An 18,332-nucleotide genomic window follows, 5' to 3' on the forward strand; every position below is an offset into this window, starting at 1 on the left:
CAAAGGGCGCTTTTAAACAAAAAGAGCAACATAAAAGGCTTAGCGCAAACGCTCGGCAAGCCACACGCCGATGTCGTGAATTTCCTCGGGTAACACTTCATGGCCCATTGGGTATTCCTGCCATGTCACGGTGACACCACGTTGCTTCAGATGCTCATAGGCGGTACGCCCCATCGAGTTTTGTACCACGTCATCGTACTGACCGTGCAACGACAGCACTGGAATGCGCTGCTGGCTGGCTGACAGTTCAAGTTCATCGCTGAAAGTCGGTGCATAAGTCGAGAGGGCAACTACGCCACCCAACGGTCCCTGCCATTTCAGAAACGCGGTGTGTAAAACCACGGCGCCGCCCTGGGAAAAACCTGCCAGAAAAATCCGCGAGGCGTCTATTCCGACGGCTCGCTGCACGTCGATCAAATTGACAATCCTCTGTGCTGACTCCTCCAGTTGATCGCGATTGATCGCGCGCGCCGGGCTCATGGCCAATATGTCGTACCAGCTCGGCATCTCGTAGCCGCCGTTTATGGTGACAGCACAGGTCGGGGCCTGAGGCAGAACGAAGCGCAGGGTCAACAGCTTTTCCTGCAGCGCTTCGGCCACCGGAAGGAAATCGTAGCGATCGGCGCCGAGGCCGTGCAGCCAGATGACGCAGGCGTCTGCGGGCTTGACGGGTTCAAGAATCAGGGGCTCGGTCATGGGTGCTCCAAATATGTGCGTGCGCTCTCATTGGGTGCAGTGTGTGAGGGCGCGTCTGGTTGATCAGTTAAGAGAATGTCGCAAGGTTGCAAGTTTGGCTATTGACCTGTCGCTTAACCGCTTTAGCAGCCTGTGTGGTACGGGCTTTGCTATACGCAAGCTGGTACGAAAATCCCACGTCTGTCGGTAACACTATCAGGCCATTGTTGGCAGTGGGATAGCAAAGAATCCGGTGATGGATGTTCGCCAGCGGCCAATACGGGCCTAGCGAACGTGAAAGGGCTACAGCCCGTTCGGCCGATTGGTGAGAAGTGAGGTGTCCATTATGTGGATTTTCTCCTACTAGACTCATAGCTACGGTCTCTACGTCGGTTGACCCCAAAACAAGCCAGCACGGGTCGACAACGCCTCAAAAGGGTGCGACAGGACTCACGCTCCGACACAACAAGAGCAAAACTGGAGGTTTGAATGAAGATGTTGAAATCCACCCTGGCTATCGTGACTGCAGCTGCAGTACTCGGTGTCAGCGGGTTCGCTCAGGCGGGTGCAACCCTGGATGGCGTGCAGAAAAAAGGTTTCGTGCAGTGTGGCGTCAGCGATGGTCTGCCAGGCTTCTCGGTTCCGGATTCCACCGGCAAGATCGTGGGTATCGATGCTGACTACTGCCGCGCTGTGGCCGCTGCCGTATTCGGCGACGCGACCAAGGTCAAGTTCAGTCAGTTGAACGCCAAAGAGCGCTTCACCGCGCTGCAGTCGGGCGAAATCGACATCCTGTCGCGCAACACCACCATGACCAGCTCCCGTGACGCGGGCATGGGCCTCAAGTTCCCGGGCTTCATCACTTACTACGATGGCATCGGCTTCCTGGTTAACAACAAGCTGGGCGTAAAAAGCGCCAAAGAGCTGGATGGCGCGACCATCTGCATCCAGGCCGGTACCACTACCGAACTGAACGTTTCCGACTACTTCCGCGGCAACGGTCTGAAATACACCCCGATCACTTTCGACACCTCCGATGAAAGCGCCAAGTCGCTGGAATCCGGTCGTTGCGACGTACTGACCTCCGACAAATCCCAGCTGTTCGCCCAGCGCAGCAAGCTGGCTTCGCCGAAAGACTACGTAGTTCTGCCGGAAACCATTTCCAAGGAGCCACTGGGCCCGGTCGTGCGTAATGGCGACGACGAGTGGTTGGCCATCGTGCGCTGGGTTGGCTACGCCATGCTCAACGCTGAAGAGGCAGGCATCACTTCGAAGAACGTCGAAGCCGAAGCCAAAGGCACCAAGAACCCGGACGTCGCTCGTCTGCTGGGAACCGATGGTGAGTACGGCAAAGACCTGAAAGTGAAGAAAGACTGGGTCGTGCAGATCGTCAAGCAGGTCGGCAACTACGGTGAAGTGTTCGAGAAAAACCTCGGCAAGAGCACTCCACTGGAAATCGACCGCGGGCTGAACGCCTTGTGGAACGCTGGCGGCATTCAATACGCACCACCAGTGCGCTGATGGTTCTATCACCCGGCAGGCCAACTGCCGGGTGATGTTCTGTTCCATTCCTTGCGGGGCACTTCATGCAAAATTCAATCGGCGCACCAAAGCAGAGGCTCAGCCTCAGCGATCCTAAAGTGCGTGCGTGGCTATTCCAGATCATCACCATTGTCGCGGTGGTCTCGATGGGCTGGTATCTATTCGATAACACGCAGACCAACCTTCAGCACCGGGGCATTACCTCGGGCTTCAGCTTTCTGGAGCGAAGTGCCGGTTTCGGCATCGCTCAACACCTGATCGACTACACCGAATCGGACACGTATGCCCGGGTGTTTGTCATCGGCCTGCTCAACACGCTGCTGGTAACCTTCATCGGCGTGATCCTGGCGACGATCCTCGGGTTCATCGTCGGCGTCTCACGCCTCTCGAAGAACTGGATCATCAGCAAGCTGGCGACGGTTTATGTGGAAGTCTTCCGTAACATCCCGCCGCTGCTGCAGATCCTGTTCTGGTACTTCGCGGTGTTCCTGACCATGCCAGGGCCGCGCAATAGCCACAACTTCGGCGACACTTTCTTCGTCAGCGCTCGCGGCCTGAACATGCCGGCCGCGCTGAAGGCCGACGGTTTCTGGCCGTTCGTGGTCAGCGTCGTCGTGGCCATTGTCGCCATCGTGTTGATGAACCGTTGGGCCAACAAGCGTTTCGAAGCCACCGGCGTTCCCTTCCACAAGTTCTGGACCGGCCTGGCGCTGTTCCTGGTGATCCCGGCGCTGTGCGCGCTGATCTTCGGCGCACCGCTGCACTGGGAAATGCCGAAACTGCAAGGTTTCAACTTCGTCGGTGGCTGGGTACTGATCCCGGAACTGCTGGCCTTGACCCTGGCGCTGACGGTGTACACCGCTGCGTTCATCGCCGAGATCGTGCGTTCGGGCATCAAGTCGGTCAGCCACGGCCAGACCGAAGCGGCCCACTCGCTCGGCCTGCGCAACGGCCCGACCCTGCGCAAGGTGATCATCCCGCAAGCCCTGCGCGTGATCATTCCGCCGCTGACCAGTCAATACCTGAACCTGGCGAAGAACTCCTCGCTAGCGGCCGGTATCGGTTATCCGGAAATGGTTTCGTTGTTTGCAGGGACCGTGCTGAACCAGACCGGGCAGGCGATCGAGGTGATTGCGATCACCATGAGTGTGTACCTGGCGATCAGTATCAGCATTTCCCTGCTGATGAACTGGTACAACAAGCGCATTGCGCTGATCGAGCGGTAAGGAAAAGCGCATGAGTACTCATACATTCAAACCCGATATGCCCCCACCGAGCAAAGTCTTCGGGCCGGTGGCGTGGATGCGCGCGAACATGTTCTCCAGCTGGCTCAACACCGTGCTGACCCTGTTCGCGTTCTACCTCATCTACCTGGTGGTGCCGCCGATCCTGCATTGGGCGATCCTCGACGCCAACTGGGTCGGCACCACCCGCGCCGACTGCACCAAGGAAGGCGCCTGCTGGGTGTTTATCCAACAGCGTTTCGGCCAGTTCATGTACGGCTACTATCCGCCGGAACTGCGCTGGCGCGTGGACCTGACCGTGTGGCTGGCGGTCCTCGGCGTGGCACCACTGTTCATCTCGCGCTTTCACCGTAAAGCCGTGTATGGCCTGAGCTTCCTGGTGTTGTACCCGATCATTGCCTACTTCCTGTTGCATGGCGGCATCTTCGGCCTGACCAACGTAGCGACCAGCCAATGGGGCGGCCTGATGCTGACCCTGGTGATCGCCACCGTTGGTATCGCCGGTGCCTTGCCGCTGGGGATTGTCCTGGCGTTGGGCCGTCGTTCGAACATGCCGGCGATTCGTGTGGTCTGCGTGACCTTCATCGAATTCTGGCGCGGTGTGCCGTTGATCACGGTGCTGTTCATGTCTTCGGTGATGCTGCCGTTGTTCCTGCCTGAAGGCATGAACTTCGACAAACTGCTACGGGCATTGATCGGCGTGATCCTGTTCCAGTCGGCCTATGTGGCCGAAGTGGTGCGCGGCGGTCTGCAAGCGATTCCCAAGGGTCAGTACGAAGCGGCCGCGGCGATGGGCCTGGGCTACTGGCGCAGCATGGGCCTGGTGATTCTGCCGCAAGCCCTGAAGCTGGTGATCCCGGGCATCGTCAACACCTTCATCGCGCTGTTCAAGGACACGAGCCTGGTGATCATCATCGGCCTGTTCGACCTGCTCAACAGCGTCAAGCAAGCCGCCGCCGATCCGAAATGGCTGGGCATGGCCACCGAAGGCTATGTTTTCGCAGCCCTGGTGTTCTGGATTTTCTGTTTTGGTATGTCCCGCTACTCCATGCATTTGGAACGCAAGCTGGACACAGGCCACAAGCGCTAAGTCGCTACCTATTTAGGAAGTTCTGAAATGAGCGAAGCAATCAAACAGCCTGTGAGCCCTGAAGGCATTATTCAGATGCAGGGCGTGAACAAGTGGTATGGCCAGTTCCACGTGTTGAAAGACATCAACCTGAACGTCAAACAGGGTGAGCGAATCGTCCTGTGCGGCCCGTCGGGTTCCGGCAAGTCGACCACCATCCGTTGTCTGAACCGTCTGGAAGAACACCAGCAGGGTCGCATCGTGGTCGATGGCGTGGAACTGACCAACGACCTCAAGCAGATCGAAGCGATCCGCCGTGAAGTCGGCATGGTGTTCCAGCACTTCAACCTGTTCCCGCACCTGACCATTTTGCAGAACTGCACCCTGGCGCCGATGTGGGTACGCAAAATGCCCAAGCGCCAGGCCGAGGAAATCGCCATGCATTATCTGGAGCGCGTACGCATTCCGGAGCAGGCGCATAAATTCCCGGGGCAACTGTCCGGCGGTCAGCAACAGCGTGTGGCGATTGCCCGTGCCTTGTGCATGAAGCCGAAAATCATGCTGTTCGACGAACCGACGTCGGCACTCGATCCGGAGATGGTGAAGGAAGTTCTCGACACCATGATTGGCCTGGCCGAAGACGGCATGACCATGCTCTGCGTAACCCACGAAATGGGCTTCGCCCGCACCGTGGCCAACCGCGTGATCTTCATGGACAAGGGCGAAATCGTTGAGCAGGCTGCGCCGAACGACTTCTTCGACAATCCGCAGAATGAGCGCACCAAGTTGTTCTTGAGCCAGATCCTGCATTGATCGACGCTCGGTAATGAAATAAACCCGGACAATGTTCCGGGTTTATTTTTGCCTGAAGAAAAACACGCCCCTTGTAGGAGCGAGCTTGCTCGCGATGGACGTTAACGATAACGCGTGCGGTCTGAAAAATGCGCTGCCTTGGAATTCATCGCGAGCAAGCTCGCTCCTACAAGGACTGTTGCCGTTCTGGAGCCTGTTGACTAACATGTCAGAAAATTCATCCTATGATTGGATGAAAGGGCGAATCCTATGTCAGACATTTTTCCGTTAATTAAGCGATCTCTGGTCGATCAGGCCTTGGATCAACTGCGTCAGCGCATCAATCAGGGCGTTTGGGTGGTCGGCCAGCGTTTGCCCACCGAACCCGAGTTGTCCGCCGAGCTGGGCATCAGCCGCAACACCATGCGCGAAGCCATGCGGGTGTTGGCGTTTTCCGGGTTGATCGAGATCCGCCAGGGCGACGGCAGTTATCTGCGGGCGGTGGTCGATCCGCTGGACACTCTGAAAGCGTTGTCGCAGTGCTCACTTGAGCAGGCCCGGGAAACGCGGCACATCCTCGAAGTCGAGGCCATCGGCCTGGCAGCAATGCGCCGCACCGAGGAAGACCTGGTGGCATTGCGAGAGGCACTGGGTGTCAGCGGCAGCCACTATCACGGCGATCTCGATACCTATATCGCCTGCGATCTGGTGTTCCACCGTCAATTGGTAGACGCCGCACACAACCCGACCCTCAGCGAGTTGTATCGCTATTTCTCCAGCGTCGTCGGCGCACAGTTGCGTCATTGCCTGAACATCACCCCGCGCCGCCAGGAAGTGTTCGACCTGCATATCCAACTGCTCGATGCCGTCGAGCAACGCGATCCGGAACGGGCCAAAGCCTTGTCGAGGCAGTTGATCAATGAACCTTGAAACCGAGAACGCCATGCCCAGCAGCAACACCCGGACCGCCGAAGCCAAACGCAAGGCGGAGCTCGAAGAGCTGCTGATCGACGCCGAAGCCGATGATGAACAGGTCCAGCAAAGTCATCCGGTTCTTCGGCGGCCATGGCTGTTGCTGCTGGGGTTGATTCTGGTCGCGCTTAACTTGCGTCCGGCGCTGTCGAGCATGGCGCCGATGCTCAGCGAGGTGTCGAAAAGCCTCGGGTTATCGGCGGCGCAGGCTGGTTTGCTGACGACGTTGCCGGTGCTTTGCCTTGGCCTGTTTGCGCCACTGGCGCCGATTCTGGCGCGACGTTTCGGCGCCGAACGCGTGGTGCTGGGGATTCTTCTGACCCTTGCTGGCGGGATCATCCTGCGCAGTTCGTTCGGCGAAATCGGCCTGTTCGGCGGCAGCGTGCTGGCAGGTGCCAGCATCGGCGTAATCGGTGTGTTGTTGCCGGGTATCGTCAAGCGCGACTTCGCCAAACACGCCGGCACCATGACCGGCGTCTACACCATGGCCCTGTGCCTGGGCGCGGCAATGGCGGCGGGTGCGACCGTGCCGTTAAGTGAACACTTCGATAAAAGCTGGTCATCAGGCCTTGGCTTCTGGGTGATTCCAGCGCTGATCGCGGCCGTGTTCTGGTTGCCTCAGGTTGGCCAGAAACAAGGCGCCCATAACGTTGCTTACCGGGTTCGAGGTCTGATGCGTGACCCACTGGCCTGGCAAGTGACCCTGTACATGGGCCTGCAATCGTCCCTGGCGTACATCGTGTTCGGCTGGTTGCCATCGATCCTCATTGGTCGCGGGCTGACGCCGACCCAGGCTGGCCTGGTGCTCTCGGGCTCGGTGATCGTTCAACTGGCCAGCTCACTGGCCGCACCGTGGCTGGCCACGCGCGGCAAGGATCAGCGCCTGGCAATCGTGATCGTCATGGTCATGACCCTCGGTGGTCTGTTCGGTTGCCTCTATGCACCGATTGAAGGCCTGTGGGGCTGGGCGATCCTGCTTGGTCTGGGGCAGGGCGCTACCTTCAGCCTGGCGCTGACCCTGATCGTACTGCGCTCGCGCGATTCCCATGTCGCGGCAAACCTGTCGAGCATGGCCCAGGGCTTCGGTTACACCCTGGCGTCCATGGGGCCTTTTGCGGTCGGCATCGTGCATGACTGGACCGGCGGCTGGACGGCCGTGGGCTGGATCTTCGGCGTGATCGGCATCGGCGCGATCATTGCCGGCCTCGGCGCAGGGCGTTCACTGTACGTTCAGGTGGTCAGCGAAAAGGTCTGATTACAAATACACAACGTCCAGTGTCGCCGCCCCATCAAGCTGAACATCCGCGCTCAGGTCCAGCTCGGAGGTGGGCGCGATGACCGTTTCGACGGTCACCCGGCTCGTCAGGCTTTGTATGGCTATCGGCCCGGCGCTGCTGCCGGCCACGTCGGTAAAGCCCAGGTAGCTTCGGGCGCCAATCGGAATGGATCGGCTGTTCGATGAACTCCACGCCAGGCCGCCGGTGGTTGAGTCGGTTCGATACACCTGCGACCAGTCATCCACCACCGTGGCGGCCGGATCGAAATTCAGCGAATACAGACCAATTTTATTGCCGCTGCCGTCGCGATTCAGGCCGTAGTAAATCTCGCTGTTGACGATGGCTGAACCGTCACGATCGTCGCGCATCAGCAAAGCAAAGCGCGCGGCGCCATCGCACTGAAGGCTGAAGTCGAGTGTCTGGTCGCGCAGTTGCGTGCGCTTGTCGGCGCTCAGGTCCTGGCGGGAGATTTTGCCGTAGTCGACCAGGCCGTTGTTGGACAGGCTTGGCGTGCAGGCTAGCGGAGTGATGCGGCCTTTGACGGTCAGGTCGACTGTCGACGCCGCGAAAGTGCAAGGCGCTTGAGCGATCAGTGCTGTAGCCACAAGGGCCATGAGTACGGGTTTCACTTTTAAATTCCTTTTCGGGTGGAGGCCATGGGCGCTGAACCGTTGGCTGGCGCTCTGTGCGACTCAATGCTGGAAACATCAGAGGTACTTCATTTCAAACGTCGCGGAGCCGTCCATTGGGGTATCGTCTTTCAAAGTCAGACCGTTGGCCGGCGCTACATAGGTGGTGACGTACAGGAACATCGAGAGATTTTTTACCGCAATGGGCGTTGTGCCACTGATAAAACTGATCGAGGTGAGTGCATCCGAAGCGATCCTCTTGGTACTGCTCCAGGTATCCCCGTTGTTTCTGGAGACAATAAGTTGCGCAGCCTGACCGTCCGCCTGAATAGACCCGCCGGCCGGCTCGAAATACCCGACCTTTTCGTCCGCGGCAGTCATGCCCAGGCCGAAGAACGCCGGGGCTGGCGATGATGATGTGCCTGCCCGGTTGTCGATGGCGTTAATGGCGAACAAGGTCGCCGAATTACAGGCCACGGCAAATGCCAGCTGGTGAAACCCCACTTGCGTGGACGAGTTTTGGTTGAGGTCCTTTACCAGGACTTTGCCGATGTCGATCTTCCCGCCATTGGACACACTCGGCGTACAAGCGACCGGGGTAATCACGCCGGTGACGGTCAGGTCGGTACTCGAAGCTGCCCGTGCGTAGGGTGCAAGGCTGATCAGGGATGAAGCGCAAAGCGCTGCCAGTAGCGTTTTCACATTGAGTGCTCATTTTTTTGCCAGGGAAGGTCCGCCAACCAGCGCTGAACCGCTCGCCTTGGTTGAACGGCGAGAAGTTCAGCGTCACGGGTTTTTATAGGTACTTGACTTGAATCGTTACGGAGCCTTCTAGGCTGACTTCGTCGGTCAGGGTCAGGCTATTGGCACCGGCTATACCAACAGCGACCTGCAATTCCATAGCGAGGTCCTTTACGGGAATTGGCGTACTGTGGTCGGAGGCGGCAGCAACAGATGAAAGTGAGAGAGGGTCTATGTAGTTTTGCTTTTTCCAGGTTGCCCCACCATCCTTTGAACCAATGGCTTGTGCTTGCTGTGCATCCGCCAGGGTGCTGTTGATCGACACATCGAGCATGCCAATTTTTTCGTTGGCCGGGGTCAATCCGATACCGAAGTATTCGTCGTTCGTCGCGGTTCCCGCCTTGTTGTCGAGTGATTGCAGCGCGAATCGCGTCGATGCTTCACAGGACACTGTCAGTTGCAACGGCTGCCGGCTCAGCCAGGTGTCTTTGACGGGATCGAGGTCTTTCGCCGAGATTTTGCCGTAGTCGACAATCCCGCCACTGGACAGCGCCGGCGTGCACGCACCCGGCGTGATGGAGCCGGTGACCGTCAGGTCGGTGCTTGAAGCCGCCAGTGCGTGAGGGGCCACGCAGATCAGGGCGGTGGTCGAAAGTGCTGCCAGATACTTTTTCATTATTGAGTGCTCGTTCATTTGGAAGTGGGAAGTTCTTCATGCAGTCGCCGAAATCGCTCGCGTGAGGTGGCGAACGGTTCGGCGTCATGGCGTTACAGGTACGTCATTTCGAAGGTTGCGGAGCCGGTGAAAGCGACTTCGTCGGTCAGGGTCAGGCCGTCGGCGCGGGCGATCCACGCATTAAGATCAACGTTCATCAGGACGTTTTGTGCGGCAATCGGGACAAGCGTGCCCACCGCGCCCACGGACATGAGCCTGTCAGGAAACACCCAGCTGGTAGCTACCCAAGTCGTCCCATTGTTACTGGAGTCAATCGCTCTTGCTGCCTGGCCGTCAGCTACAACACTGCGGACCTGTGGCGTAAACGAACCCACCTTTTCGTTGGCATCGGTCATCCCCAAACCAAAACCCTGGTTGTTAAACGAGGTGCCAGGTTTGTTGTCGACGGGGATCAGCGCGAACAAAACCGGCGCATCACACGTCACATTCAACGCAATAGGAGTCTTTGGTAGTGTCGTGTGTGTGGTCTGGTTGAGGTCCTTCGCTTGTATTTTTCCAAAGTCGACTACACCGCCATCGGAAAAGCTCGGCATGCAAGCTGCCGGCGTAATGGTGCCGGTGACCGTCAGGTCAACGCTCGAAGCCGCCAGGGCAAAAGGTGCAACGCCGATCAGGGTGGTGACGGAAATAGCTGCAAGGTACTTTTTCATTTTGGAATACTCGTTCAGTCGATATGTGTGGTGTTGTTAGCCGCCACTGAACCGCTGGTGCGATGTGAGTGGCGAGGGGTGGAGGCCTGGCCTCAGAGGTACTTCATTTCAAAGGTCGCAGAGCCGTCGAAAGCGACTTCGTCTGTCAGGGTCAAGTTGTTGGAGGGGGAGATCCAGACGTTGGCCAATGCATTCACCGAGAGGTTTTGCACGGCAATCGGAAGCTGCCCGCCCACTGTGGTGGTCGAGGTAAGCCTGTTTGGGAGCACGTAGGGCGCGCGTACCCAGCTCGTGCCATCGTCGATCGAATCAATTGCCCATGCGGTAACACCGTCAGCCTCGACGCTCATGATCCTTGGCGAGAAGGCGCCGATCTTTTCGTTGGCGGCGGTCAATCCCAAACCAAAGGTTTTGTTGTCGGCTGCCGTTCCAGGTTTGTTGTCGATGCTGTTCAGTGCGAACGCAACCGGCGCAGCGCAGGTCACGGTCAAATCCATGGGGTGCTGATCAGTGTGTAGGTGGTTGGGTTGAGGTCCTTCGCCGATATTTTTCCAAGGTCGATCGCACCGCCGTTGGAAATGCTCGGCATGCAAGCTGCCGGCGTAATGGTGCCGGTCACGGTCAGGTCAACGCTCGAAGCCGCCATGGCAAAAGGTGCAACGCCGATCAGGGCCGTGGCGGAGAGAGCTGCAAGGTACTTTTTCATTTTCTTCCTCACTTCTATGGTTATTTTCCTGCGTGCCCCGGAGGTATGAGTGCGCCTGGGTTTCAGCAGGGTTGGGTCGGGTGTCACAGGTAAATAATTTCGATCGTCCCCGCGCCATCGAGGTCGATGGCCGTGCTCAGGTCGAGGCTGTTGGTGGGGGCGATCACGGCGTCGACGGTGACGCTGGTGTTCAGGTTCTGGATCATCACCGGGCCCGCGCTGCTGCCCGGGGTGTCGGTGAAACTCAGGTAACTGTTTTGGCCGATGGCAATCGGGCTGGCGCTGGCGGTGCTCCAGGCCACGCCGCCGGTGGTGGAGTCGGTTCGATAGAGGCGTGCAAAGCTGTCGGCGCTGGTATTCACCGGGTCGACGTTCAGCGAATACAGGCCGATCTTGTTGTTGCGGCTGTCCGTGCCGAGGCCGTAGTAGATCTCGCTGTTGACCGTCGCCGAGCCCGAGCGGTTGTCGTGCATGATCAGGGCGAAAGCCGTGGGCGCATCGCAGCCGATCCGCAACATCAAGGATTTGGGTGGCAGGCGCGTGCTCTTGTCGGCACTCAAATCATTTTTGGAGAGCTTGCCGAAGTCGACCACGCCGCCGTTGGACAGCACCGGTTCGCACGCTGCCGGGGCGAAACGGGCGCGCAAGGTGGCCTCTTTGCTGCGCCCGGCGGCCATGGCGTCGAATACGCCGGTGGTCTCCCAGGTGACCGCGTCACGCAACTGCATGCCTTGCTCCTGCACCCACGCCGTCACCTCAAGTTGCGCCGAGAAACTGCGACCTTGCTGCGGTACGCCGGCCTGTACCGGCACGATCCCGAACTCCGGTCGCCAGATCAGGTTCGACGCAGTCTGCGTGGGCGGCTGACCGACACCGGCAATCAATCCGATCTCTACTGATTGGCCATCGAGCACCGCGTCGCGAATGCGAATCTGGTAGCTGCCGCGATCGGCAAAGTGGAAGCGGTTGGTCGTCGCCGCCATGGCTCGATAAAACAGGCTCATATCGATGGGCTTTGAGCAGCTCAGGTTCAGACTCAGCTGACGCTCGCCGAGGTTTCGCTCCGGTGCCGAACCGGGGCGAATCGCCCGGTTCATCAGTCCGTAATCGAGCACGGGCAGGCTCAGGTTGAACTGACAGTTGTCGTCGGTTGCCCAGGCTAACGGTGTGAAAACGCTCAGTGCCAAAGGCGCTAGAGTCACCAGCAGGTATCGGGACAGTTTCATGAAGTCATCCTCAAAGGGCTCGGCACTTGGCGGGGGCGGTTTCGTAGTACGCGTTCACGTCGGGCTCCGTCGGCAGCTCGAAACGCAGTTCGCAGCGCTCCAGTCCCGGACCGCTGATCCACAGCGCACGGGTGTCGAGCACGTTTGGCAGAAACACCAGGCCGCCCTGCTGCACCAGGGTGACGAACTCGCCATCCTCGGTATTCACCGTGGCGCCGCGCGGCAGAGGGGCACCGTTGGCGGTGGTGACTTTGAGCAAGGCCCGACGGGTCATGGAGACACCGAACTCGACCTTGTCGACCGCACCGCGTCCGGCGGAAATCACCGCCAAACCGTTACTGATGTCGGCGTTGCGCGGCAGGGTTTTGGTGTCGACTTCCACCGGACTGCGACCATAGGCCGCCACCTGCGGAATCACCGCCTGACCTTGCCAGTCGGTCCAGACCGGGCCGCTTGGTGTCGAGACTTTGATAGCGCCCATGTCGCCCACCGAGAGCAGGGCGAAGGTGTCGGCCACGGGATAAGGTGACAGCGTCAGGCCACCGCCGTGCAGCACCGCACCGCCACGGGCGCTGGCTTGATAGCTTGCGCGGTCGTCGCCGCCGGTGTAATTCAGGTCCAGTTGGGTGTAGCGCGGCAGCAGTGAAACGCCGGCCGTGGATTGCACCTGCTTGTCGCGAGTGTCGTGTTCAACGCCGACCCGGTAAGCCAATTGATCGTTGATCTGCTCGCTCAAGCCCACGCCGCTACGGTATTCGCCATCGGAACTGCGCACCCAGGTGCGTGCGCGGCGGTTCTCGCCCAGGGGAATGCTCAGGTTCACGTAGACGCTGTCATCGTTGCGGTTCGCACCGCTGACCTGCCATTCGGCAGTGGCCGAAACCGACACACCGCGGATGTTGGTGCCCCAGGAGGCGAGGGCGCGGCCGCTGCTTTGGCCGTCGAATGAGCTTGACTGGCTGAAGCCGCCGCTGAAGGCGCCGAGCCATGGATGGGACCAGGACAGCGCGGCACTTTGTTGGTCGCGGTAGCGGGATTTGTTGTCATCGGTGGTGTTGTCGAACACCGCGTCTTCCAGTTCCCGATAACCCAGGGTCCGGTAGGAACTGCCGGCATTGACCGCCCATTGTTCGTTTAGGCGATGCGATGCGCTCAGGTCAGCCTGAAGACCCTTACTGGATTGCATGCCACCGGCGTCGGCGCCGGTCAGCGTGGCTTGAACCTGTGTGACGGGCGAGGGCAGAAGCCCCACACCGACACCCGCCGCACGATAGTCAGCGGCACCGGTCACGCCGGCGCTGAGCAACACCTGCGGGTGAATCGCACCGCTCCAGCCGCCGCTGATCACCCACGGATCGCCACCCTGTTCATCGCCAATGCTGCGTACCCGACCTGCCGCCAACGAAAAACCCGGCGCTGGCAAACCGATACCGAGCATTGCGGCAGGTACGGTAAATTTGCGTTCGCTGCCATCGGCTTCCTTGACCGTGACTTCGACGTCGGAACGGGTGTTGAGGCGGCGCACATTGGTGAGGGCAAATGGGCCGGCGGGTACTACGGTGGAATGAATCAGCGAACCGTTCTGCCGAACCTCGATCTGCGCCTGACTGTTGGCGATGCCTTCGATGACCGCGCCTTGCCCTTCGACTTGCAGGGCCTGCTCATTGAGCACCTGCACGCCAGTGATTTGCGCGCCAGCGAGTACCGGGTTGTAGAGGTTGATCTGACCGGCCTGCAGCACCGCTTCGTGGCTGGCAAAAGTGCGCTGGGCGTAGGCCGCGATGTGTGTGGTGGTGGAGACATCGTCCTGCCAGGTTTGCACCTGACGACTGCGCACGATCCAGTCGCCGGCATTGAAACCCAACTCAGTGTTTGCCGACGCATAACGACTGGACTGATCGCCATATTCGCTGTGCAAACCGGTGACGTCGTAATTGAGCATGCCGGCGAAGCCACCGGTTTGATAGCCGGTGAAATCCCGAGTTGTCGGGCGTATGGCGTCGGTGGGAACGATCAATGACAGGGCCAGGTTGGCCGGGTCCGGTTCGATGACGGTTTGCGGAGCGGCGGCAAGAAAATCATGGCATTTGCCATCGTCCAGCAATTGATCAGGCACGTTCAGGTTGGCCGCATCGAGCAGCGGGCGATCAAAACACAACGCGCCCTGGCGATTGAACGCGACGTCCACGCGACCCCGACGCTGACCATTGACGGAGAGCGTTACCGGGTGCTTTCCCGCAGTGAAGCGCGGCGCTTGCATGAGCGAAGTCGCCAGCGCCGGATCAATGCCTCGCTGCAGCAGCGTGTTGGTGTCGAACGCGGCCAGTAACAAAGGATCACCCTGGGCGTCGAGCACCCACAATGCGTTGGTCAGCAGCAACGCAACTGTGGCGCGCCGCCGCAACAAATGCGGGCGAGCTGGCTGAATGACGGGCATGGCTTCGCCAGCACGGTAAATTGATACTGTGTTCATTAGGTTCACTTGTTTATGCCGGCGTGCTGGCCTGTTCGCTGTGGCTCAGACATGCCTGGGGCAACGGCCTTAAGGCCGTCGCCTGGAAACTTCGGCGCTTACCGTTCCTTCATGGCGCTGTCGTGGTTGGTTTCAGGATTTGACCGGCGCCTCGTAATGCGGCACCGCGAAGCCGTAGACCGTGGCCGGTTGCAACCGTACGGTAGTGGCGGCGACCCCGTCGGTGGTGACGCTCAGTGTTTCACCCGGCAGCACGTAAGTGCGTGGCAGCAATGCTGAACCGTTGCCCGGTAACAGCAGCAGTTCCTGAGCCAGACGCACCACGTAAGGCGAGGGATTGTGCACGCTCAGCTGATCGTTTTTCAGGCTCCAGGCCAGTCCCGTCCACGGCGTGCGGTTGGGGGCCAGGCCTTTGGGGTGCAAGATCACCGGTAGATTCTGCCGCACCGTCACCCCGACCCGCGCATGCCCGGCCTGGGCAGCCGCGCGATCCTGAGGCATGCCTTCGAAAATCACTCGTTTCAGACGCTGCGTCGTCAAGGGCGTAGAGGTCTGCAGGATGAACCGCACCAGTTGGCTTTTCCCAGGCTCGACACGGGCCAGCGGCGGTGTGACAAACAGTAGCGGCTCCTTGTCTTCTTCGATGTCTTCGAGAGTGACGTGTAGCAAGGCCAGGCTTGCATCGGTGTTGGTCACGGACACCGAGGCTTCGCCGTCGGCTTCGTTGATGATCACCACCGACGTGTCCGGCACCATGCCGTCGGCCAGTACGCGACCGCAGAGCAGAAAGGCCAGTGTGCCGAGGCAGAAACTCAAGCATCGAACGTGATTGGAAAGATTCATGATTAAAGCCTGTTTGAGAGGAGCACTAGGAAAAGTCGGCATGGCTACAGGTATCTCAGGTCAAGCACGATCGAGCCGTCCAGAGGCACTTCCTGATTCAGGGTCAGGAAGGCTGCGGCATTGATTTCGGTGTTGATTTGCACCGTGGCGATTAGCAGGCGATGGGGTTCGGGCACCAGCGTGCCGGGCCTGGCGAAGCCCATGTAGTTGTTTGGATAGGCGTTGGTTTCCGGGAACCAGGTCACGCCCTGGTTGCTTGACGCCAGAACTCGTGCAGGCTCGCCGTCGGCCACCACATCGTGATAGGTCAGGCTCACCATGCCCAGGCGCTCAGTGGGGGCATGAATGTTCCATCCCAGGCCGTAATAAAACCCCGGCCCCAACGACGAATCCGCCCGGCTGTCCACGCCCACGAGCACGAACAGCAGGGGCTCTTCGCAACTCACGCTCAACTCCAGTTGCCGGTCGGGCAAAGGGCTCAGCTCGTGTTGGTTGAGGGTGCGAGCCGGCACCTTGCCGTGGTCGACCATCCCGTCGTTCGACAACAGCACGTCGCACGCGTGGGGGGTGATCCTGCCCAGGACATTCAGCTCCACGTTGGATGCCGCCAGTGCCGCCGGCCTGAAGCTAAGCAGGCAAAGGAGGACGAGCACGTGTGAGGTCGCTTTTTTCATATCGTTCTGAAGTCCTTGTCAGCACGGGGTAAGTAGGGGCGGTGAAGGCCCCGGTTGTCGCCGGACGCCTACCGCTTTTTGGTCTATCGGTGATTACAGGTAACGCACGGTGAGGGTTACCGAGCCGTCGATGGATACTTCGTTGGTCAGGGTCAACTGATTAGTAGGAGCAATACGTGGGCGGACTTGCAGATTGGCGGCAAACGACTGAATTGGTGTCGGTGTATCAGTACTGGTATTGGTTACCGAGAGGATGTTGGTGCGCATCAGGTAGCGCTCGTTGTACCAGGTCGAACCGCTGTCTTCGGAAGCGATGGTTCTGACCGATACACCGTCAGCCACCGGTGATAACACTCTCAATTCCATGGCGCCGAGTTTTTCGGTGCCGTCGATCAGTCCCAAGCCAAAATCATAGAGACTGTCAAAGGCCGAGCCTTCGCGGTTGTCCTTGGACTCCAGCGCCATCAGAGTCGCTGCGTCGCAATTGACGTTCAGTTGAATCTGTTGTGTTGCGAGAGAGGTTGGATGGTCGGGATTCAGATCCTTGGCCGAGATCTTGCCGTAGTCCACCGCTCCACCGTTGGACAGGGCAGGGGTGCAGGCACTCGGGGTAATCATCCCGGTAATGGTCAGATCGACGCTGGAAGCGGCGAAGGCATTGGCGCTGCCTGCCACTAACATTGCGCCAAGCAGGGTGTTGAGTGTCTTGCTCATGATGTAGTTCCTGAATGCGGAAAAGGGCTGACTTACAAGTACTTGAGTTGCAGCGTGGCGTGACCGTCGATGGGCAATTCATCGGTCAGGGTCAGTTCGCTGGCCGGCGCAATGATGGTGAAGGCGCGCAGGCGAGCGCTCAGGTCTTTGATGGCAATGGGCGTGCGCGGATCGCCGGTCGCCGCGAACGACGTCAACCCAGCGTGCCCCAGATAAGAAGAAGCGCTCCAAGTGGTGCCGCCGTCGCGTGACATGATGCTCACCACTGGCCTGCTATCGGCCTGCGGCTCGAATACACCGAAGGCCACGCTGCCCAGTTTCTGATCATCATTGACCACCCCAAACCATGGAAAGCCGGATTGATGGCCGAGGTGCCGGCGCGGTTATCCAGCGTGGTCAGCGTGAAATGGGTGGCGCCCTCGCAATGAACCTCCAGTTGCATTTCGCCGACAGGCAGTCGGGTTGGCAGTAGCGGATCGAGGTCCTTGGCCGTCAACTTGCCGTGGTCGACGATGCCGCCGTCCGACAGCGTAGGCGCACAGGCGCTGGGGGTGATGGTTCCGGTAACGCTCAAGTCGGTGCTGCTGGCGGCAAAAGCCACGGGGGCGCAGGCGATCAGCAAGGTGGTCAATAGAGCAACGGAATATCTGTCCATGATGGGGCGTCCTTAGATTCGGTGGGCAACGGTGTGTTTGGCGTTTTTCTGAAGGGGTGATTTACAAGTACTTCACTTCGAGAGTGGCCAACCCATCGATGAGCACTTCGTTGCTCAGATCCAGTCCGTCAGCTCGAGCGATAAGGGTGGTTACTTCTAAATCCAGTGTCAGGTCTTTGACTGCGATTGGCTGGCTGTCATCGGCCATTGAAGCGACGGACATGTACAGCCCCGGGTCCCAGAATTTTTCGTTGCCCCAGGTAATGCCCTTGTCAAGCGAGGCGATCGATTGGGCCTGAACACCATCAGCAATCGGATTTCGGATCATCAGACCATATGCACCCAGTTTTTGAGTGCCATTGATCAAACCCAGACCGTACTGACTGGTAAAAGCAGCGGAGCCGCGCCGGCCATCGATGGAGTTCAACGCGAACCGGATCGCCGAATCGCAGTTGACGGACATGGTCAAAGTTCGCACGTCGATCAAAGTGTGCTTGTCGGTGTTGAGGTCTTTCGAGGCGATTTTTCCCAGATCAATGTTGTTGCTGGAAAGGGTGGGGGTGCAGGCGGACGGAGTAAGGGTGCCTGTGACTGTCAGGTCGGTGCTGGACGCGGCGAAGGTCGAGGATGTTCCGGTCAGCAGCAAAACTGCGGTCAGGAGAGGTAAGCGCTTGTTCATGATTTGGCTTGGTTCCTTGAAGAACGATTGTCGAG

Annotated in this window: 19 protein-coding genes and 1 pseudogene; 6 read left to right on the top strand and 14 right to left on the bottom strand. The window is 59.2% G+C overall.

Features of this window, described 5'->3' with window-relative positions:
• Nucleotides 1-39: 39 nt before the first annotated feature.
• The gene (locus CES87_RS06160; RefSeq protein WP_128605420.1) at nt 40-696 is read right to left on the bottom strand and encodes an alpha/beta hydrolase; all 657 of its coding nucleotides are present in this window, start codon (nt 694-696) and stop codon (nt 40-42) included.
• A 468-nt stretch (nt 697-1,164) separates the two neighbouring features.
• Here CES87_RS06160 and CES87_RS06165 point away from each other — a divergent pair, with 468 nt between their 5' ends.
• The 6 genes from CES87_RS06165 to CES87_RS06190 all read left to right on the top strand — a co-directional run bounded on the left by CES87_RS06165 (nt 1,165) and on the right by CES87_RS06190 (nt 7,549).
• Entirely contained in the window at nt 1,165-2,196 is a 1,032-nt protein-coding gene (locus CES87_RS06165) for an amino acid ABC transporter substrate-binding protein (RefSeq protein ID WP_128605421.1), read from the top strand.
• Nucleotides 2,197-2,261: 65 nt separating this feature from the next.
• Nucleotides 2,262-3,443: an amino acid ABC transporter permease gene (locus CES87_RS06170; RefSeq protein WP_128605422.1), complete on the top strand. Its 1,182-nt coding sequence runs from the start codon at nt 2,262-2,264 to the stop codon at nt 3,441-3,443.
• A gap of 10 nt (nt 3,444-3,453) precedes the next feature.
• On the top strand, nt 3,454-4,551 hold the full coding sequence (locus CES87_RS06175) for an amino acid ABC transporter permease (RefSeq protein ID WP_128605423.1): 1,098 nt from the start codon (nt 3,454-3,456) through the stop codon (nt 4,549-4,551).
• 27 nt (nt 4,552-4,578) lie between these two features.
• Nucleotides 4,579-5,343 carry an amino acid ABC transporter ATP-binding protein gene (locus CES87_RS06180; protein ID WP_071551739.1) on the top strand — a complete coding sequence of 255 codons (765 nt, stop codon included), beginning with the start codon at nt 4,579-4,581 and terminating at the stop codon, nt 5,341-5,343.
• 249 nt (nt 5,344-5,592) lie between these two features.
• The gene (locus CES87_RS06185; RefSeq protein ID WP_128605424.1) at nt 5,593-6,252 is read left to right on the top strand and encodes a FadR/GntR family transcriptional regulator; all 660 of its coding nucleotides are present in this window, start codon (nt 5,593-5,595) and stop codon (nt 6,250-6,252) included.
• The gene (locus CES87_RS06190) at nt 6,242-7,549 is read left to right on the top strand and encodes a CynX/NimT family MFS transporter (RefSeq protein WP_128605425.1); all 1,308 of its coding nucleotides are present in this window, start codon (nt 6,242-6,244) and stop codon (nt 7,547-7,549) included. The genes CES87_RS06185 and CES87_RS06190 overlap by 11 nt, the downstream gene beginning before the upstream one ends.
• Here the strand turns inward: CES87_RS06190 and CES87_RS06195 are convergent, their stop codons facing one another.
• The 13 genes and pseudogenes from CES87_RS06195 to CES87_RS06250 form a co-directional block, all read right to left on the bottom strand.
• Nucleotides 7,550-8,185: a DUF1120 domain-containing protein gene (locus CES87_RS06195; RefSeq protein ID WP_128605790.1), complete on the bottom strand. Its 636-nt coding sequence runs from the start codon at nt 8,183-8,185 to the stop codon at nt 7,550-7,552.
• A gap of 93 nt (nt 8,186-8,278) precedes the next feature.
• Entirely contained in the window at nt 8,279-8,902 is a 624-nt protein-coding gene (locus CES87_RS06200; RefSeq protein WP_128605426.1) for a DUF1120 domain-containing protein, read from the bottom strand.
• A gap of 94 nt (nt 8,903-8,996) precedes the next feature.
• Complete coding sequence (locus CES87_RS06205; RefSeq protein WP_128605427.1) at nt 8,997-9,617, bottom strand: DUF1120 domain-containing protein; 621 nt, start codon at nt 9,615-9,617, stop codon at nt 8,997-8,999.
• Between the two features lie 92 nt (nt 9,618-9,709).
• The gene (locus CES87_RS06210) at nt 9,710-10,327 is read right to left on the bottom strand and encodes a DUF1120 domain-containing protein (RefSeq protein ID WP_128605428.1); all 618 of its coding nucleotides are present in this window, start codon (nt 10,325-10,327) and stop codon (nt 9,710-9,712) included.
• A gap of 92 nt (nt 10,328-10,419) precedes the next feature.
• Complete coding sequence (locus tag CES87_RS06215; RefSeq protein WP_256590844.1) at nt 10,420-10,824, bottom strand: hypothetical protein; 405 nt, start codon at nt 10,822-10,824, stop codon at nt 10,420-10,422.
• On the bottom strand, nt 10,815-11,033 hold the full coding sequence (locus CES87_RS32940; protein ID WP_256590845.1) for a DUF1120 domain-containing protein: 219 nt from the start codon (nt 11,031-11,033) through the stop codon (nt 10,815-10,817). The genes CES87_RS06215 and CES87_RS32940 overlap by 10 nt, the downstream gene beginning before the upstream one ends.
• 83 nt (nt 11,034-11,116) lie before the next feature.
• A complete protein-coding gene (locus CES87_RS06220; protein ID WP_128605429.1) occupies nt 11,117-12,259 on the bottom strand; it encodes a DUF1120 domain-containing protein in 1,143 nt (380 codons plus the stop codon).
• A 10-nt stretch (nt 12,260-12,269) separates the two neighbouring features.
• Complete coding sequence (locus CES87_RS06225; RefSeq protein WP_128605430.1) at nt 12,270-14,732, bottom strand: fimbria/pilus outer membrane usher protein; 2,463 nt, start codon at nt 14,730-14,732, stop codon at nt 12,270-12,272.
• A 132-nt stretch (nt 14,733-14,864) separates the two neighbouring features.
• Entirely contained in the window at nt 14,865-15,575 is a 711-nt protein-coding gene (locus CES87_RS06230) for a fimbria/pilus chaperone family protein (RefSeq protein ID WP_128605431.1), read from the bottom strand.
• Nucleotides 15,576-15,619: 44 nt separating this feature from the next.
• On the bottom strand, nt 15,620-16,249 hold the full coding sequence (locus CES87_RS06235) for a DUF1120 domain-containing protein (protein WP_128605432.1): 630 nt from the start codon (nt 16,247-16,249) through the stop codon (nt 15,620-15,622).
• Nucleotides 16,250-16,342: 93 nt separating this feature from the next.
• Nucleotides 16,343-16,963 (bottom strand): DUF1120 domain-containing protein, encoded by a 621-nt coding sequence (locus tag CES87_RS06240; RefSeq protein WP_128605433.1) that lies wholly within the window; start codon nt 16,961-16,963, stop codon nt 16,343-16,345.
• 32 nt (nt 16,964-16,995) lie between these two features.
• A pseudogene (locus tag CES87_RS06245) lies at nt 16,996-17,618 on the bottom strand (DUF1120 domain-containing protein).
• 61 nt (nt 17,619-17,679) lie between these two features.
• A complete protein-coding gene (locus tag CES87_RS06250) occupies nt 17,680-18,297 on the bottom strand; it encodes a DUF1120 domain-containing protein (protein ID WP_128605434.1) in 618 nt (205 codons plus the stop codon).
• Nucleotides 18,298-18,332 lie beyond the last annotated feature (35 nt).

The sequence above is a fragment of the Pseudomonas sp. ERMR1:02 genome, from assembly GCF_002277815.1.
Taxonomy (GTDB): Bacteria; Pseudomonadota; Gammaproteobacteria; order Pseudomonadales; family Pseudomonadaceae; genus Aquipseudomonas.

What these genes read in the sequence shown, in the direction of transcription:
- CES87_RS06170 (WP_128605422.1), top strand. Translation starts at nt 2,262, where the DNA reads ATGCAAAATTCAATCGGCGCACCAAAGCAGAGGCTCAGCCTCAGCGAT.
- CES87_RS06235 (WP_128605432.1), bottom strand. Translation starts at nt 16,249, where the DNA reads ATGAAAAAAGCGACCTCACACGTGCTCGTCCTCCTTTGCCTGCTTAGC.
- CES87_RS06180 (WP_071551739.1), top strand. Translation starts at nt 4,579, where the DNA reads ATGAGCGAAGCAATCAAACAGCCTGTGAGCCCTGAAGGCATTATTCAG.
- CES87_RS06210 (WP_128605428.1), bottom strand. Translation starts at nt 10,327, where the DNA reads ATGAAAAAGTACCTTGCAGCTATTTCCGTCACCACCCTGATCGGCGTT.
- CES87_RS06205 (WP_128605427.1), bottom strand. Translation starts at nt 9,617, where the DNA reads ATGAAAAAGTATCTGGCAGCACTTTCGACCACCGCCCTGATCTGCGTG.
- CES87_RS06175 (WP_128605423.1), top strand. Translation starts at nt 3,454, where the DNA reads ATGAGTACTCATACATTCAAACCCGATATGCCCCCACCGAGCAAAGTC.
- CES87_RS06230 (WP_128605431.1), bottom strand. Translation starts at nt 15,575, where the DNA reads ATGAATCTTTCCAATCACGTTCGATGCTTGAGTTTCTGCCTCGGCACA.
- CES87_RS32940 (WP_256590845.1), bottom strand. Translation starts at nt 11,033, where the DNA reads ATGAAAAAGTACCTTGCAGCTCTCTCCGCCACGGCCCTGATCGGCGTT.
- CES87_RS06195 (WP_128605790.1), bottom strand. Translation starts at nt 8,185, where the DNA reads ATGGCCCTTGTGGCTACAGCACTGATCGCTCAAGCGCCTTGCACTTTC.
- CES87_RS06160 (WP_128605420.1), bottom strand. Translation starts at nt 696, where the DNA reads ATGACCGAGCCCCTGATTCTTGAACCCGTCAAGCCCGCAGACGCCTGC.
- CES87_RS06225 (WP_128605430.1), bottom strand. Translation starts at nt 14,732, where the DNA reads ATGAACACAGTATCAATTTACCGTGCTGGCGAAGCCATGCCCGTCATT.
- CES87_RS06220 (WP_128605429.1), bottom strand. Translation starts at nt 12,259, where the DNA reads ATGAAACTGTCCCGATACCTGCTGGTGACTCTAGCGCCTTTGGCACTG.
- CES87_RS06215 (WP_256590844.1), bottom strand. Translation starts at nt 10,824, where the DNA reads ATGGATTTGACCGTGACCTGCGCTGCGCCGGTTGCGTTCGCACTGAAC.
- CES87_RS06240 (WP_128605433.1), bottom strand. Translation starts at nt 16,963, where the DNA reads ATGAGCAAGACACTCAACACCCTGCTTGGCGCAATGTTAGTGGCAGGC.
- CES87_RS06185 (WP_128605424.1), top strand. Translation starts at nt 5,593, where the DNA reads ATGTCAGACATTTTTCCGTTAATTAAGCGATCTCTGGTCGATCAGGCC.
- CES87_RS06250 (WP_128605434.1), bottom strand. Translation starts at nt 18,297, where the DNA reads ATGAACAAGCGCTTACCTCTCCTGACCGCAGTTTTGCTGCTGACCGGA.
- CES87_RS06190 (WP_128605425.1), top strand. Translation starts at nt 6,242, where the DNA reads ATGAACCTTGAAACCGAGAACGCCATGCCCAGCAGCAACACCCGGACC.
- CES87_RS06165 (WP_128605421.1), top strand. Translation starts at nt 1,165, where the DNA reads ATGAAGATGTTGAAATCCACCCTGGCTATCGTGACTGCAGCTGCAGTA.